This window comes from Phytoplasma sp., from assembly GCF_035187685.1.
Classification (GTDB): Bacteria; Bacillota_I; Bacilli_A; order Acholeplasmatales; family Acholeplasmataceae; genus Phytoplasma.
This window is the reverse complement of record NZ_CP131022.1, coordinates 254,334-271,325: the sequence shown is the minus strand read 5'-3', so window position 1 is coordinate 271,325 and position 16,992 is coordinate 254,334. Positions and strand designations below refer to the sequence as shown.

Below are 16,992 nucleotides of genomic sequence, written 5' to 3'. Positions count from 1 at the left end.
TTATTATTTAATCAATGTAATTAATGATATTTTTGAATTATTTTTAAATTAATAATTTTTTAAAATTTTTTTAATAATCTAAATCTAAAATCTATTTTTTTTTTTTTTTTTTTTTTTTTTTTTTTTTTGTATATCATCTATATTAAGTAGATGATATGTCTTTTTAGATCATAGATTTAGATTTAGATTTTTAAAATTTTTTCTTTTTTTCTTTTTCTTTTGGTTCTTTTCTTTTTCTTTTTTTCTTTTTTAAAAAACTTTCGTTTTAATTATAACTTAATTTTAAACTTTGTCAACCTCAAATTTATAAATTTTTTTAAATTATCTTTAAAACAAACCTTTTATAGGCTTAAAAAAAATTAAAAAAAATGTTTAAAAACACTTGACAAGATTTTTAATTTTAATAATTTCAAAAAATAATTTATTTCTTAAAAAAAATAAATTTTATGTTATTATAAAAATAATTAATAAACAATTTTGATTTCTAAAAAAATAATTTTCAAAATTTTAATTGTTAAAAAATTATTTTATTATGTTATTATAAAAATAATTAATAAACAATTTTGATTTCTAAAAAATAATTTTTAGAAAAAACGAGACTCTCTAATAGATCAGTTTTTACGAACACTCCATAGAACAAAACGAGACTCTCTAATAGATCGGTTTTTAAGAACACTTCAATATAATAAAATAGCCTCTATAGTTTAATGGTAAAACATGTCAATGGTAATGACAAAATACAAGTTCAATTCTTGTTTGAGGCACCATCATAATAATAATTAATCTAGATGTTGTATTTTATGTTATAATTACATGGTAAGTTTTTGTTTTAATTTTATAAATTCTAATTGCGAATGTCGTATAGTGGTTATTACTTATGCTTGCCAAGCATAAGACGGGGGTTCGATTCCCCTCATTCGCTCCAAATTAAAAACTCAAATAAAATAAAAAAACTATCTTAGTTTCTTAAGATAGTTTTTTTATTTTATTTGAGTTTTTAAATATTTTATTAAAGTACTTCTTTTTTTATTTTTTATTAATAAACCACGTTTAGAATGAAAATCAGAAGGATGTTCTTTTAAATGTTTATTTAATTCTTCAATTTCTCTTGATAATATAGCAATTTGAACTTCAGTACAACCTGTATTTACTTCAGAATCAATAGTTTGTAAAATAATATCTTTTTTTTGTTTTTTAGTTAAAGCCATTATAATTACTTCACTTTCTTTGTTTAACTTTTTATATTATATAAAAAGTTTTATATTTGTAAAAATTTTTCTATATTTAAGACAAAAACAGTAGTTCCTCCGATAGTAATTTCAGAAGATAAATCTGAATAAGCGCTCATTTCATTGAAATCATTCTTAGGGATTAATTGTGTTTTTGCTTGCGAATGTTCTTTAAAAATTTCTAAAACTTGATCTACTTTTTCTTTTTTTAGACCAATAATAAAAGTAGTATTGTTTTCTTTTAAAAATCCACCTTTAATATCTAATCTAGTATGAAAAAAATTATATTCATTTAAATAATTTTGTACTTTATTAGCATCTTCGTTAGAAATTATTGCTAAAATTAATTTCATTTCATTATCCATATTCATATTATATATTATTTTCGAAAAATAAAATCATTTTTATTACCTTCATATTAAAAATAATTTATACAAGAGTACAAAATTTATAAACAGAATATACATGACATAAATTACCTAAAACAACAAATAAATGCCAAATAAAATGAAAATATTTTTTATATACGTTAACATAAAAAAAAGTTCCAATACTATAAAAAACACCTCCTAAAACAAGAAATAATAATATTATAATTTGTTTAAAATCGAAAAAAATTTTTTTGTTTCGAAATATAACAATAACACCACTCCACCCTAATAATAAAAATAAAATTAAATGAATTCGTTCTCCTTGTCCCATTTTAAATATTTTAAATAATATTCCTATCAAAATACAAAGAGATTGCAAGATAAAAAAAATTAAAGTAAATAAATCGGTTTCTTGTTTGAAAAATAAAAATGGTAAAAAACTTCCCCAAATTAATAAATAAATACAAATATGATCGAATCTTTGAAATTGTTTTTTAGCTTTTGTAAAAGATAAAGAATGATATAAACAACTCATTAAATAAAGCATAAACATAGTTAATGTTAAGAAAAACAAAGACAAACTGAAACCTTCAAATTTAATACAAAAATAAACAAAAATAGCAACACTACTAGGAACCATTAAACCATGAGAAACAGCATTCAAAATTTCTTCCATTATAGTTTGTTTTTTAGTGTTTTTGATCGTCCATTTCATATATTTTGTTAACCTTTATTTAATTATCATTAATTGTTTTTCTAAATTCATAACAATATTTTTTGTAATTCGTTCATAATAAGTACTATTCATTTTATCACTATTATCAGTGAAAATAATTTTTATTTCTTCTAAAGAAAATCGAGGCAACAAATGAATATGATAATGAAATATTGTTTGCCCTGATACAATACCATTATTATTTATCAAATTAATACCCTGACAATTCAAAGTTGTGATCAAAGTTTTACTAATTTTGTGTACTACCTCAAAAAGATGTTTAAAAACATTTGTCGGAACTTCATCAATGGTTTTATATTCTTCTTTAGTAACAACTAAAGTATGTCCTTTAGTAGCTTGTGAAATATCTAAAAAAGCAATAACTAATTCATCTTCATAAAGAATATAACTAGGGATTTGTCTTTTAATTATTTTAGTAAAAATAGTAGACATATATTACCTCTTTTTATAAACAATTTGTTTCTATCTTTTCAACATTACAAAAATTAAAAATAAATATATAATCAACGTTATCATAACAGATAAATAATTTAAATATTTACAATATATAAATAAATCTTAAAAAAATAGTTCAAATGTAAAAATAATTCAAAAAAATATTAATTAAAATATTTTTTAATATTTTTAAAATTGCATTTAGCTATTTTTTGAAAAAAAACTAATTCTTTATTGTTTTGATACATTTGATATATTTGTTCGTCTACTTTAGAACCTGCTCCTAATAATAATTTATAACCTATTTCATCTTTTAATTTGTTAATTTCTTTTAAAAAAACAGCTCTTGCTATAACAGAAGCTAAAGCAACACTTACATATTTACTTTCTGCTTTAGTTTCGAATTTAATTCGCTTATATATTTTTTGTTCATTTTGTAAATATTGAAAATATTTTTTAGAATTCACAAATCGATCCAAAACAACAATCGTGTTTTCTTTTATTTTTTTTATAATTTCTAAAATAACTTGATTATGCAATAAAGCTTGGATATGTTTCGTATTATATTTTTGAATCCAAATATTAAATTCGCAAGGCGTCAATATTTTAACATAATAATCAAATTTATCTTTAATCATCAGAAAAAGTTTTTCAATTTTACTATCTGATATTTTTTTAGAGTCTCTTATACCTATTTCTTTCAAAAAAGGTATTTGTTTTTCAGTTACTAAAACAGAACAAACGACAATGGGGCCGAAAACATCACCTATACCTACTTCATCTGAGCCAACATGTTTTTTATTATTTATTTCTTTTGATTTATCAATATTTATATTAGATGGTTCATCTAAATATAAAAATTTTTTTATATATTCTACTTCTTTATTAACTTCCTTACCTTGTAATAAACAAGTTCCGTTATTATAACAAGTTATCTTTAATAGTTGTTTTTTGATTGTTAAACAAATATTATTTGTATAATTAGAAATAATATAATTTTCATATTTTCTTTGTAATATTTGTATTTGTTCTAAATTTAATTTTTTAAAAACATAATGGTTCATACAAAAAGTTCCCACTTTTATAATATTTCTTAAATAATTTATTTTTTTACTATTTTATTTAAATCCCAATCTATAGGAGCGATCTTATTTTTAATTAAATAAAAATTGGTTTTAGAAAAAAAATTATTTCCGAAAAATCCTTTATAAGCTGAAAAAGGTGAAGGATGAGCACTTTTTAAAATATAATTTTTGTCTAAATTAATATATTTAGTATATCCTTGAGCAAATTTACCCCATAAAATATAAACTATTTTGTCTTTTTGATACAAAAATTTGAAAATATTTTTGGTAAACTCTTCCCAACCAATATTTTGATGACTTAAAGGTTTACCTTCTTCTACTGTTAAAATGCTATTTAATAATAAAACTCCTTCTAAAGCCCATGAAGTTAAATTATTATTATAAGATATTAAATTTAAATCATTTTTTAATTCTTTAAAAATATTTTTGAGGCTAGAAGGAGTTTGATTATTCAAAACACTAAAAGATAAACCATGAGCTTGATTTATATTAAAATAAGGATCTTGACCTAAAATAACAACTTTTATATTTTGATAAGGAGTTAATCGCAAAGCTTCAAAAATATTTGCGAAAGGAGGAAAAATTTTCTTTCCTTTTTGGATTTCATTTTTTATAAAATTCATCAATTTTTGAAAATATCTTTTCTTTTTTTCTTGACAAAGAAATTCTTTCCACATTTATTTTAACCTAATTATTTTTTTAAAATTTTTTATAACAATAATAACTTTTTTAAAAATGATGGTGCATAAGACATAAGTAACATAAAAGGAATAAAAATAAACATCATCAACATTAAGCTTATAAAATTAAAATGAATAAAATATGTAGCAAAAACACCCTCATAATCAGTTGGATAATAATCAATTTCATCATTATTATCGCCTTTGGTTTGAATTCGTTGCAATACAACATTATTTTCAACAACCCTATGAATAATAGGATATATAACACCTGTAGGTGATATAGAATTCGGAAACCTTGAGTTGCTAAAAATTACAATATCACCTTGTTTAAGTTTATGTTTATCGCTATCAGAAAGATGTTTAATAACAACATAATCACCTTTGTTAATATGTTGTTCCATGCTTTCACTAGCAACTCTATAAATATCAAATTTAAAAAAAGAAATATTTTTTTGTGGTGATAAAAAAAATTTTCCTAAAAACATTAAAAATAAATATAATATAAAAATATTAACAGCAGAATTAATCAAAAACAAAATAGTTCTGAAAACATAATAAATAATTGTTTTTATAATTATTTTGTTTCGAAACATGTTTTCCAAATATCTTCTTTCATATTAAGTATTTTTATAAATTATAATTTTTATTACAATTAAATTAATGACAAAAAATAATATTTTTATAAATGAAATAATTTCTATTTGTTTAGGAATGAAATTTAAAAATAAGGTACATTTAATATAAAAATCTTTGTTAAATATCTTTTATAAAACTCTCTATGATAGCATAATTATTTTCTTTAACCACAATTAAATTAGTTTTTACATGCGGCAAAATATTAAAAATTCTTTGAGGAGGAATTGCAATAAAAAATTGTATTTTTAAATTATTAAAAAATGACATCATAGCGTCTATTCTGCTTTCGTCCATGTTATTAAAAGCTTCGTCAAAAAAAACCAAACAACCTTTAGATGAACTATTTTCAATTAATAATTGTTCAAAACAAATAGCTATAATTATATAAAAAGGAACTTGAGTTTCTCCTCCTGATTTTTCTCTAAAAATTTTAGAAAAAAAAGAAAAATTACCTTCTTTATCATAGATTTTGATATCATAATCTAAATAATTACGATAATCTAAAAATTGATAAGTTATATTTTCGTATTCTTTCTCAAAAGACATTATCTTTTGAAATAATTCGTTTAAAAGATTATCTTTATGCAATAAATCATTTTCATTTAACACATTAATTTCTTCTGTTTCGTTTTCTTTGATAAAAAAAGAATAATATTTTTGATACTCAACATCATCAGAAGGTTTAGTTATAATTTGATAATAATCATTTCCAAAAGGTCTATGTTTTAAAATTTGATTTAAATTTTCAATTTGTTGCTTAGTTTCCATAATGCTTTTTTTTAATTTATTAATAAATTCTTCTTTAAAAATAATTTCTGTTTTGATACTTAATTCTTTAGCTTCTTGCTCATATTGAATTAAATTTTTAGAATTAATAAAATTATATTCTTTCATAAAAAAAATAAAATTTTCTAATTTAGGTTCAAGATGTAATAAATGATAGTCATCAATATATTTTTTCATCAAAGAAATAAGATCTATTTTTAAAATATTTTTTTGTTGTTCAATATTTTGCAAATTTTCTTTAATATTTTTAAAAATGATTTCATAATTATTCAAAAATTCACGTAAATAATTATGAAACTGAACAGAAGCTGCTTCAATATTAATAATTTCTTTTTGTTCTTCAGCATATAATTCATCTTTATATTTAAGAAGTTCTTTTTCTAAATTATGAATCTGATTAATATAAATATTTTCTTTATGTTTATTTTCAGAAATCTTTAACAAAATATTTTCTAATTCTGTTTTTTTTGTTTTTGTTTCTTCTTGTAATCGCAAAATATTATTTTCTAATTGAGATAAATCAGAATCAAGACTTAATTTTTTTATCTTTTCTTTGATATTAAATAAATGCAATGTTGTTTCTTTTTTTTGTTGAAATAAAGAAAAATAATCTAAATTAATAATGGAAAGAATTTTACTTTTTTCAATTAAAGAAATAATATTTTCATTTTTTCTAAATTCATTTTGTTTGTCCATTAATTCATCTTTTTGAAAATTAACTTCGTTTAAAAGAATCTTTTTACGTATTTTATAAGAATGAACACCTATATAAGGAATTTGATAAGTCCTTGGATTTAATTTTTTTGCAGTATAATTGCTATAAATCATTCCTAAAGGAGTAATAGCTGTTTTGTGATTTTTCAAATTTGCAATATTTAATTCACATTTAATATTAGATAATAATATTTTGATATATTTTAAAGCATCTTTGTTATCACTAGAAATATAAGAAGCTAAACTATCAAGATTATCCTCTATATAAGGAATTTTTTCTACATTGACTAAACCAACATCATAAATTTTTAAATCATCTTGTATTTGTTCATAAATTTGTAAAGCAGAATCAAAATAACGATAGTCTATAATTAAATTAAATTTTCTAGAACCTAAAAAACCTTCTATCGCGTTTCGCCATAATTCATCTTTAACTTCTATCAATTCACACAAAGGATAGACAAAAATATTTTTATTATATTTATCATTTAATTTCTTTTTTAATAAATCATTAATCCTAACAAAATGATTGTTTTTAGAAACGTAATTTTTATTAATCATGTCTAACTCATAATTATTTTTATTGATTTTTTCTTGCAAAAATACCATTTCTTTTTTTAAATTATTTTGCGAAATATTGATATTAATAATTTTTTGAGAAAAATAATTAGATATTTCATTAATATTATTCTGTAATGAAACAGAATTTTTTTCCGTAGGTTGATTTAAAAAAGAATTAATTTGCTTATAATTTTCTTCTAAAATAAATTCTTTGTCTAAAATAAACAATTTTTCTAAAAGAACCATTTCTTCTTTTAATTGTTTATCGAAAATATCTATTTTATCTTGAATTTTATCCAAAATTATTTGTTTATTAACTAAATTTGTTTGCAAAGAATATAAAACAGAACCTAAATTTTTTTGAATTTTATTAGTTTGAAATCGCAAAATATAATCATTTAATTGTTGGATAGATTCATTATATTGTTGTTTTTGAGATAGCAAAGAAACTAATTCTTTTTCAATTAATTCTTTTTTAGTTAATATTTGTTTTAAATAAGTTTCATTTTTATGAACCACAAACATTTTTTCTGATAAAGAATGAATCTTAATGTGAATGTCTATTTGTTTTAAATTTTTTTCTATTTCTATAATTTTAGTTAATTCTTTTAATTTATTTTTCTCTATTTCCATTTGAGATTCAATTTTTTTTAACTGTTGTACATTATTTTTTAAACTATTAATATTAATAGGATTTTCTTCCAATAAAAAATCAAAAATAAATTTTTGCAAATTCAAGGGTTTAAAAGATAATGCTTTAGGTAATATTTTTAAATATTTTATAATATTAATGTCTAAATATTTACCAATTGCATTTCGATATTGCTGCTTGGTGTCAAAAAAATCAAAATTTTTATCCAAAGTCCTTAAATATTCCCGCATATTTTTAATATTTCTAACTTGATTTTCAAATACAAAAATATTTTTAGCTAATGATAATCCAGAAAAAAGATAAAATTTATCTTTTAATAAACCTCTATAAGGTAATTCTAAAACACAACCTAAAATAGTATATTCTTCTCGGATGTCGTCATAAAATTCTAAAGCAATATGAGTTACAACATCTTTATTTCTCAAAAATTCTTTATTTTCGAGACCTAATTTTCCTTTAATATAACTTTCTAAAGAACGCTTAGCATTATCATTAGCAGCTATATTAAATTTGACACCTTTTTTCTCTCCTATCAAAACGTATTGCAAAGCATCTAATAAAGTTGATTTTCCAGCTCCGTTTTCTCCTGAAATCAAGATATTATCTTTAATTTCTATATCTTGATAAGCAAATAAATGCCAATTAATTAATTTTATTCTAGTTAATTTTTTCATTTTAATTTTATCAAATTTCAAATTTTAATGACTCTTTGTATTGTTCAATCATATTTAGATCAATCAAATAAAGAATAGTATTATAAATTGTTATTAAGGAATCATCGGATAAATCATTATCTACATAATTAATAATATTGTATCTTTTAAATAAAGTTAAAATATTTTTTGTTTTTTCTTTAGTTATTTTTTTAATTTCTTTATAACCGATACTATTTAATTTATAATAAATATCTTGTAAATATATTGTAATAATATCTCCGCCGGATTTATTTTCTTTGTTTTTTTGAAACAAAATACGTAAAATTAATAAAATTAAACTTTCTTCTTTTTTTAATTTTAATTTATTAAAATTATTTAAATTTTTAATAAAAATTACTTCATCATATTTTCTAATTTCTAATTGAAAATCAGAAAGTTGAAAAAAAGAATAAAAAAGTTCCTTATATAATAAAATAAAACGATAATCTTTCGTGTCTTCCGTTTTTTGAATAGTCAAATAATTTACTTGAAACAATTTATTAACAATTTTAGAAAAAATATTTTTTTCCGGTTCTTTCAAATTTTGGAATTTTTCTGTAAAAATATATAACTCTTTTGTTTTTTGATCCATTTAAAATTCCTTTATCAATTATTAATTTTAAAAGAAAAAAATATAAATAAAAAATCATTAATTTTTTTGTTTTAAGAAAAAAAAGAAAATTTTTTTTCAACACAAAATAATGAATGAAAAAAAATTAACTTATTTCAAATTAAATTATGTTTTTTAAAAAAATCATACATTTTATTATCCAAAATATGATTCGATATTAAATTAGCTTTTTCTTTAACATCTGGATATTCACAATTATCCATCACAATACCAATATCAGCAAAATCCAACATTTCTTTATCATTACGTCCATCTCCAATACAAATTAACTGGTGTTCAGGATATTTTTTTTGAATTTTTCGAATACCATATAACTTATTAATATTTTTCATTGTTAAATCGATATGAGTTTTCCAAAAATAACTTTGAAAATAACCTAATTCATCTAGAAAAGGTTTAATTTTTTGTTGTTCATCTCCGAAAATATTTAACATGAAAACTTTTTCTTTCAAATGAAATTGATTATCAATGGGAATATCAAATTTTGTCTGCCAATAATCAATAATGTTTATTTGATTAAAATTATCATTATAAAAAAAAGCTGTTTTATTCATGCTTATTCCAGCAGCTATAATTTTATTATTTCTATGATATAACTTTATTTTATCTAAAACCTCATTAATATAATTCAAAGGAATTGGATTTTCATGAATAATATGATCGTCTTCTAAAACCAAAGCACTATTAATTAAAACTAAATATTTAAAACAAGGCAATAATTCCTGAAGAACATTTAAATTTGCATAATTTCTTCCAGTAGCAATTCCTAATACCGTATCAGGTATAAGAGATAATTCCCAAATTAATTTTTTAGTTTGAGGTAAAATTTCTTTTTTATGACTACTATATAAAGTATCATCGATATCAAAAAAAAATAATCTTTTTTTAATATTATGAACCCTCTTTCTTTAAATTAATTTATTTTTTTTAAAAAACATAAATTTTTGATCTATAATGTGAGCCAATTATAAGTTAATTTTATAATTAATAAAATAAAATTATTTGATCAAAATCAAATTTTATTTTTTTCTTTAAATAATATGAAATTATTAAAAAATAATTTTAATTATACTTTATTATAATACAAAAATAGAAAATTAAATATTATAAAAATGATGTGGATAGTGAAAACTAGAATTCACAAAAAAATTCACATGCTCCTCAAAGCATGAGCGCATACCAAATTGCACCATACCTACATAAAAATAATAAAAAAATTTAGATATGCAAAATATTTGCTTTATTTAAATAACAACACAACAAGAAGCTTTAAAAAAATTATTCTAAAGAAAAAATATAAGGATAAACATTGTTATCACTTTCTATTTTTTCTATTTCAAGTTCAGGAAATTTTTTTTCTAAAAAAGATTCTATTTTTTCTAAATTTTTTTCAAAAATAGTTTGTTTATCATAAAAAATAGTTAAAAAACTATTTGTTTTATCAATCATTTTTGTTAATAAATTTTTAGCTAAAACAACTAAATCTTTATGATTTTCTATAATTTTTTCTTGAAAGCAAGATGAAAAACCATCTAAATCAACTGTTTCTGTTTGGATTTTACTTAAATATTTTAAATTAATAATTTTACTAATTTTAATTTTTTTCATATTCATTTGAATATTATTTAAATTTTCCTCTAAAGATAAATCATGTTGAAAAACTAAAAGCGCATTATAACTTTCGACAATGTTTTTGGTAGGCATAATTTTAATATTTAAAGAAGGTTCTAATTTAGATAGATTTTCAATAACAGAAATTATTTCAGGTCCATTAGGAAATACTACAATTATTTCGGAATTTATTTTATTAAATATCAAGTTTAAATCTTCTGATGAATAATTTTTTGTTTGTAAATTTATCACAATATCAGAATGTAATTCTTTAAAAGTTTTTTCAATATCTTCACTTAAATCATCAACAAAAGTAACAAGAAAATATTTATTATTTTTCGTTTGATTATTCCATATAAATTCTTTATTTTGTTTTTTCATGTTATCAATTTTAGATTTAACTAATGTACCACAAAGCAATAATTGTTTTAAAACGTTATCAGGAAAATTAGTATGAATATGAATTTTTAACAAATCATCATCTGTGAACAAAATTAAAGAATCACCATAAGAATTCATTGTCTTCTTATACTCATCAATACCAAACTGATTATTTTTATTTAATTTAATAATAAACTCTGTACAAAAAGTATATTTTAATTCAATATTTTCGTTAATATTATGATTCCTATGATTCGCTTTTAAATATAGTTCATTTATATCTTCGTCTTTTAACTTAATATTATTTAAATATAACAACATACCTTCTATAATAAAAATAAATCCTGCTCCTCCGCTATCAACTACTTTTGATTCTTTTAAAATAGGTAATAAATCAGGAGTTTTTCTTAAAGAAATTTTAGCGTTTCTTATGATTGTTTGTATAACTTCTTTAATTGTGTTTATTTTGTCTTTTTGTTTAACAGTCAATTCAATAGATTCTCGTAAAACAGTTAAAATAGTTCCTTCGACTGGTTCAATAACTGCTGCATAAGCCTTTTGGTAACCACTAATCCAGGATTCAATAAATTCTTTAACATCAACACTGTTTTTTTGTAAATTATTAATATATTCATGAATTCCAGAAAAAAATTGAGATAAAATAACACCTGAATTACCCTTAGAACCCATTAACAAAGCATCAGACAAAATTTGAGTTACTTTAATAATAGAAGATTCATCATTTGATTGAAGTTTTTCCACTCCTTCCATCATAGTCAAATACATATTAGTTCCAGTGTCGCCATCAGGGACAGGAAAAACATTAAGATTATTTATTTTTTGATGATTGTTTTTTAAATTAAAAGCTCCGTTTATAATCATTTGTTTAAACAAAAAACCATCCATAATTTTATATTCTGTCATGTGGTTATAAAATCCTTTTATTTATTAAATATTATTTTATTTTAAATTTTTCAAAAAATAATATAGAAATAATTATTATAAACACAAGTTCATATTTATTAATTAATTATATTATTTTAAAAATTTAAAATAAATTAAAACTAAATATATTATAACATGTTCCAATAATACAAAAAAAGAATAAATAATAAATCACAAAAATATAAAACAAGAAAGATAATCTAAATAATTATTTTATAAAAAAGGCAAAAATCAATTCAGAAATAATAAACAAAAAATCTTGTTTTTATAATATGTTTTTTTTAATAAAAATATATTATAATAAAAAGTAGTTATAAATAATAAAACATCAATAAAAAGGAGTAGTTTATAAAATATCATGAGTAAATGTTATATCACTCAAAAAACAACTTTATTTGGCAATAAACGTAGTCATGCAATGAATGCTACTCGCAAAACATGGAAAGCTAATTTACAAAAAATTCGCATTATAGATGAAAAAGGACAAAAGAAAAAAGTTTACATATCTGCACGTGCATTAAAAAAACTAAGATTACAAAGAGTTTAATATATAAAACAAATATTTCATAAAAAATATTTGTTTTTTTTTTTTTTTAAATATTGTTTGACAAAGGACTTGACAAAAACAAAATAACAAAAAAAGATAAAAACAATAAAGAATCGAAACGATCTAATAAACCACCATGACCTGGTATTATATCATCAAAATCTTTAACTGAAAAATCTCTTTTAAATTTAGAGGAAATTAAATCTCCTATTTGGGATATAACACAATTACACAAAGTAAAGAGTAAAAAAAGTGGTTTTATTATTTGATTTGGAAACAAAAAACAAACAATAATGAAAGTCATTATAATACCACAAAAAAAACCTTCCCAAGTTTTTTTAGGGCTAACACTAGGATATAAAAGATGTTTACCAAATAAAATACCACCTAAAAAAGCAAAACTATCATTTGCAATAGTAATAACAAAAAGATATAAAAACCATTGATAATTGAAAGATACTAAAACTAAAAAACAAGCATTAGAAAAAACAATATAAAATAAAATTAATAAAAGAAAATTTAAATTCTTCGTTTTAAAATCACGAATAAATAAAAAACAAAACCATAAACAAATGAAAAAAAATAAAAAAGCAAATAAAAAATAATTTTCATCAAATAAAATTATTTTTTGAATTATTAAAAATATTTTACTCGAACCATTTTCAAAGCCAAAATTAAATATATGTTTGTCTTTAAATTGAAACAATAAAATAAAAAAAGAATAGAAAAAAAATAGAAAAGAAAAAAGAAAATAAGGAATTTGTAAAAATTTATTTTTATTTAATTTTGCTGATTTTAATATTTCTTTAATTGCACCTATTATAATAAACAAAACAAAAAATAAACAAAAATAAACAAAAACATAAGCGTCATTATTTTGATCGAACTTTGTTAAAAAATAAAAAAACAATGAATTTATTAAAAAAAGAATTATCCCGATATAAATTTTCTTAATAATTGTTTTTTGTTTCATTTTAAATTACAGATAATTCATTATTTTTTTTAATGATTTCATTGTCTATTGATTTAATCCATTTATTATTTAAATTTTTTAAATCTTTTAAAAAAATATTTTCTATTGTTTCATTAGTTTTCATTTTGTAAAATTTGTCTTTTCCGCGACGAATAATATTTCTTATTTGAATTTTAATTTGTTCTGAAGTTTTTTTAACTTCTTTAATTAACATTTGTCTTTTTTCTTCTGTAGGTTTTGGAAAAACTAATTTTACTATTTGACCATCATTTTCAGGAGTTATCCCTAAATCAGAATTCAAAATAGCCTTTGAAATGTCATTAATAATTGTGTTATCAAATGGTTTAATATTGATTTGATTACCTTCTACAACACTAATATTACTAATATTTTTTAAAGATATATCGGAATCGTAATATTTAATAATTATTTTATCCAAAATTTTCGGATTTGCTCTTCCTGTTCGGATATTATCGAATTTATTTAGCATTATTTTATGAACTGTTAACATTTCTATATCTAATTGTTCTAAAATTTCTTTTGTTAAATCTTCCATTTTATTTCTCCTCAGAAGTAATCAAAGTTCCTATGTTTTCTCGTAAAATAACTTTTTTAATATTACCTTTTGTATTCATGTCAAAAACTAAAATATCAATCTTATTTTCCCAACACAAAGATACAGCTGTCATATCCATAATATTTAATCTTTTAGAAATAATTTCTTTATAATCGATGTTTTTCAATAAACAAGCATTTTTATGTTTTTTAGGATCTTTATCATAGACACCTTGTACTCCGTTTTTGGCCATTAAAATAGCATCTACATTTAATTCTGCTGATCTAAGAGCAGCAGCAGTGTCTGTTGAAAAATAAGGCAAACCTAATCCCGTTCCTAAAATAACAATTCTATTTTTATCTAAATGTCTTAAAGCTTTTTCTTTAATATAGGGTTCTGCCACTGCAATAACAGGAAAAGATGTCATTACTCTCGTTTGAATTTGTAAATTATTTAAAGCATCTTGTAAAGCTAAAGAATTAATAATAGTTCCTAACATTCCCATATAATCAGAACGACTTCGTTCCATTCCTAATTCTTGACCTACTAAACCCCGCCAAATATTACCAGCACCAACAATAATTATAATTTCAATCCCTAAATCTTTGATTTCTTTGATTTCTTCAGCAATTTTTTTAACTTTTTGAGGATTAATGTTAAAATTTTCTCCTTTTAATGCCTCTCCGCTTAATTTTAAAAGAACTCTTTGAAACATTAATTTTCCTCCTTTTTAGATATAAAAAATAAATTGATTTCAAAAAATTATCTTTTACCAACTTCAAAACAATAATAAGCAATAATATTAGTGTTATTTTGTTTTAAATATTCACTAACTTTTTGATTAAAATCCATATAAAATGGTTGTTCTAAAAAGCAATTTTTTTCGATTAAAGCTTTTAAATTATTTACTGCTATTTTTTCTAACGTTGTATCATTTAATGGTTTATTAGTATTTTTTTGTTTTATTTGTTCCAATAAATTTTCTTTTTCTTGATTTACAAACTTAATATCAACTAAATCTTTGTTAAGAAATTTAGGTTTCATGGCTACTACATGTACTGGTAAATGTTCTTCAGCGTCAGCGGAAGAATTACTCAAATGAACTAAAGAAGAAATTTTGCCTCCTTGATGTTTATAAAAACCAAAACCTTCTTGATCTTTTTTGTAAACTATTTGAATACGTGATAAAACAATTTGTTCTTTGATGATAAAAGCTTTTTGAGAAATAATTTCTTCTACAGTTCGTCCATTCCATTTATATTTCAAAAAATCTGACAAAATTTTAACATAAAAATCAGCTTCTAATAAAATTTGTCCTACTTCATTATATAATTCGATAAAATTTTTATTTTGAGTAACAAAATCTGTTTCTGTATTTAATTCATATAAAATAGCTTTATTTTTATTAACAATAACATTTGTTAAACCTTGCAAAGTATCTTTTTTATCGGGTTTATAATAAAAAAGACCTTTTTTTTTTAATATATCAACCGCAGAATCAACATCTCCTTGAGTTTCTTCTAGAGCTTTTTTACAATAAGTAATCCCTGCTTGAGTTTTTTTTCTTAACTCTTTGATCATTTCAAGTGTTATTTTCATTAACTATTCCTTTTTATTTTTTATTTTAATATTATACAATAAACAAATTTATTTTATGTTTTATAACAAAACATATCAATGTATATTAAATCTTAATATAAAAAAAGACGTCTGAATATCAAGAAAAACAAACATCTTTTTTAAATTGATTTACATTCATTAAACATAATTCAAATACTTTATATTTATCAATACAAAGTATTTGAATTTATACTTTTTGTTCTATTTCTAATTGTTCTTTATCTTTTATATTTATATAGTTATCCTTAGTTTTATTTATTTTTGTCTCACCCTCGATTGCGGCATTAGCTATAATAGAAGTTATCAATCTAACTCCTTTAATAGCATCATTATTAGAAGGAATAATATAATCAACTAAATCAGGATCACAATCGCTATCAATAATGCCAAAAACTTTAATATTAAGTTTACGAGCCTCAGTTATAGCTATAATATCTTTTTTAACATCAACAACAAAAATAGCTTGTGGCAATTTGTTCATCTCTTTGATGCCACCTAAAAATCTCTCTAATTTTTCTCTTTGTCTTGTTAATTTTATAATTTCTTTTTTAGGCAATCCATTCCATAAACCATCTTTTTCTTGATTATATAAATCTTTTAAAAAATGAATTCTTTTTAAAATAGTTTGAAAATTAGTAAAAGTTCCGCCTAACCATCTATATGAAATATAATACTGGTTGGATCTTTCGGCTTCTTGTTGAATGATTTCGCGAATTTGTTTTTTTGTTCCTAAAAACAAAATTTTTCCATTATTAGCGACTAATTCTACTACCTTAGGATAAGCTAATTCAATCGCTTCAATTGTTTTTCTAAGATCTATAATATGAATTTTATTTCTTACAATAGGTATTCCATTTTCGTTGGAAAAAAGAAAAGGTTTCATTTTATAATGACATTTTCTAGATGCACTTCCAAAATGAATTCCTGAACCTAATAATTGCTTAATAGAGACAACAGATGACATAAAATCAAAACAACTCCTATTTAATTTTTTTATAAAAACTTCGAAACACTTTGAAATAAATAAAATTGTTACAAAATCAAATTTATCATCATTTTGAATATACAAATTATATTTTTTATTAAATTATTATTTGATATGATTCTAAATCTTATTTTAACATATTTTTGTTTTTATAATCTAA

At 20.8% G+C, this 16,992-nt stretch carries 17 protein-coding genes and 2 tRNA genes; 3 read left to right on the top strand and 16 right to left on the bottom strand.

Features of this window, described 5'->3' with window-relative positions; genetic code table 11:
• Window positions 1–693: 693 nt before the first annotated feature.
• A tRNA-Thr gene (locus Q2306_RS01270) sits at window positions 694–767 on the top strand.
• Window positions 768–850: 83 nt separating this feature from the next.
• Window positions 851–925, top strand: a tRNA-Gly gene (locus Q2306_RS01265).
• Window positions 926–980: 55 nt separating this feature from the next.
• Here Q2306_RS01265 and rpsO read toward each other — a convergent pair.
• The 11 genes from rpsO to Q2306_RS01210 all read right to left on the bottom strand — a co-directional run bounded on the left by rpsO (window position 981) and on the right by Q2306_RS01210 (window position 12,130).
• On the bottom strand, window positions 981–1,208 hold the full coding sequence (gene rpsO / locus Q2306_RS01260; RefSeq protein ID WP_323847936.1) for a 30S ribosomal protein S15: 228 nt from the start codon (window positions 1,206–1,208) through the stop codon (window positions 981–983).
• A 50-nt stretch (window positions 1,209–1,258) separates the two neighbouring features.
• Complete coding sequence (locus Q2306_RS01255; RefSeq protein WP_323847935.1) at window positions 1,259–1,600, bottom strand: cyclic-di-AMP receptor; 342 nt, start codon at window positions 1,598–1,600, stop codon at window positions 1,259–1,261.
• A 58-nt stretch (window positions 1,601–1,658) separates the two neighbouring features.
• Window positions 1,659–2,315, bottom strand: coding sequence for a hemolysin III family protein (locus Q2306_RS01250; protein ID WP_323847934.1), 657 nt, complete (start codon window positions 2,313–2,315; stop codon window positions 1,659–1,661).
• A gap of 15 nt (window positions 2,316–2,330) precedes the next feature.
• Window positions 2,331–2,768, bottom strand: coding sequence for an HIT domain-containing protein (locus tag Q2306_RS01245; RefSeq protein ID WP_323847933.1), 438 nt, complete (start codon window positions 2,766–2,768; stop codon window positions 2,331–2,333).
• Window positions 2,769–2,935: 167 nt separating this feature from the next.
• Window positions 2,936–3,835, bottom strand: coding sequence for a ribonuclease HIII (gene rnhC / locus Q2306_RS01240; protein ID WP_323847932.1), 900 nt, complete (start codon window positions 3,833–3,835; stop codon window positions 2,936–2,938).
• Between the two features lie 38 nt (window positions 3,836–3,873).
• Window positions 3,874–4,533 (bottom strand): uracil-DNA glycosylase, encoded by a 660-nt coding sequence (locus Q2306_RS01235; RefSeq protein ID WP_323847931.1) that lies wholly within the window; start codon window positions 4,531–4,533, stop codon window positions 3,874–3,876.
• Between the two features lie 32 nt (window positions 4,534–4,565).
• Window positions 4,566–5,132: a signal peptidase I gene (locus Q2306_RS01230; protein WP_323847930.1), complete on the bottom strand. Its 567-nt coding sequence runs from the start codon at window positions 5,130–5,132 to the stop codon at window positions 4,566–4,568.
• Between the two features lie 160 nt (window positions 5,133–5,292).
• Window positions 5,293–8,583 (bottom strand): SbcC/MukB-like Walker B domain-containing protein, encoded by a 3,291-nt coding sequence (locus Q2306_RS01225; RefSeq protein WP_323847929.1) that lies wholly within the window; start codon window positions 8,581–8,583, stop codon window positions 5,293–5,295.
• The gene (locus tag Q2306_RS01220) at window positions 8,573–9,175 is read right to left on the bottom strand and encodes a DUF4194 domain-containing protein (RefSeq protein WP_323847928.1); all 603 of its coding nucleotides are present in this window, start codon (window positions 9,173–9,175) and stop codon (window positions 8,573–8,575) included. Before Q2306_RS01220 ends, Q2306_RS01225 begins: the two co-directional genes overlap by 11 nt.
• A gap of 134 nt (window positions 9,176–9,309) precedes the next feature.
• Window positions 9,310–10,104: an HAD family hydrolase gene (locus Q2306_RS01215; protein ID WP_323847945.1), complete on the bottom strand. Its 795-nt coding sequence runs from the start codon at window positions 10,102–10,104 to the stop codon at window positions 9,310–9,312.
• A gap of 388 nt (window positions 10,105–10,492) precedes the next feature.
• The gene (locus Q2306_RS01210; protein WP_323847927.1) at window positions 10,493–12,130 is read right to left on the bottom strand and encodes a DAK2 domain-containing protein; all 1,638 of its coding nucleotides are present in this window, start codon (window positions 12,128–12,130) and stop codon (window positions 10,493–10,495) included.
• Between the two features lie 379 nt (window positions 12,131–12,509).
• Between Q2306_RS01210 and rpmB the strand changes: the two genes are divergently transcribed.
• Window positions 12,510–12,698, top strand: a complete 189-nt coding sequence (gene rpmB / locus Q2306_RS01205) for a 50S ribosomal protein L28 (protein ID WP_323847926.1) — start codon at window positions 12,510–12,512, stop codon at window positions 12,696–12,698.
• 46 nt (window positions 12,699–12,744) lie between these two features.
• On the opposite strand, the gene Q2306_RS01200 is transcribed toward rpmB, so the two are convergent.
• The 5 genes from Q2306_RS01200 to rpsB all read right to left on the bottom strand — a co-directional run bounded on the left by Q2306_RS01200 (window position 12,745) and on the right by rpsB (window position 16,811).
• The gene (locus tag Q2306_RS01200; RefSeq protein WP_323847925.1) at window positions 12,745–13,671 is read right to left on the bottom strand and encodes a phosphatidate cytidylyltransferase; all 927 of its coding nucleotides are present in this window, start codon (window positions 13,669–13,671) and stop codon (window positions 12,745–12,747) included.
• A 1-nt stretch (window position 13,672) separates the two neighbouring features.
• Window positions 13,673–14,227 carry a ribosome-recycling factor gene (locus Q2306_RS01195; RefSeq protein ID WP_323847924.1) on the bottom strand — a complete coding sequence of 185 codons (555 nt, stop codon included), beginning with the start codon at window positions 14,225–14,227 and terminating at the stop codon, window positions 13,673–13,675.
• Between the two features lies 1 nt (window position 14,228).
• The gene (gene pyrH / locus Q2306_RS01190) at window positions 14,229–14,942 is read right to left on the bottom strand and encodes a UMP kinase (protein WP_323847923.1); all 714 of its coding nucleotides are present in this window, start codon (window positions 14,940–14,942) and stop codon (window positions 14,229–14,231) included.
• A 47-nt stretch (window positions 14,943–14,989) separates the two neighbouring features.
• On the bottom strand, window positions 14,990–15,826 hold the full coding sequence (tsf, locus tag Q2306_RS01185) for a translation elongation factor Ts (RefSeq protein ID WP_323847922.1): 837 nt from the start codon (window positions 15,824–15,826) through the stop codon (window positions 14,990–14,992).
• 208 nt (window positions 15,827–16,034) lie between these two features.
• Window positions 16,035–16,811: a 30S ribosomal protein S2 gene (rpsB, locus tag Q2306_RS01180; RefSeq protein WP_323847921.1), complete on the bottom strand. Its 777-nt coding sequence runs from the start codon at window positions 16,809–16,811 to the stop codon at window positions 16,035–16,037.
• Window positions 16,812–16,992 lie beyond the last annotated feature (181 nt).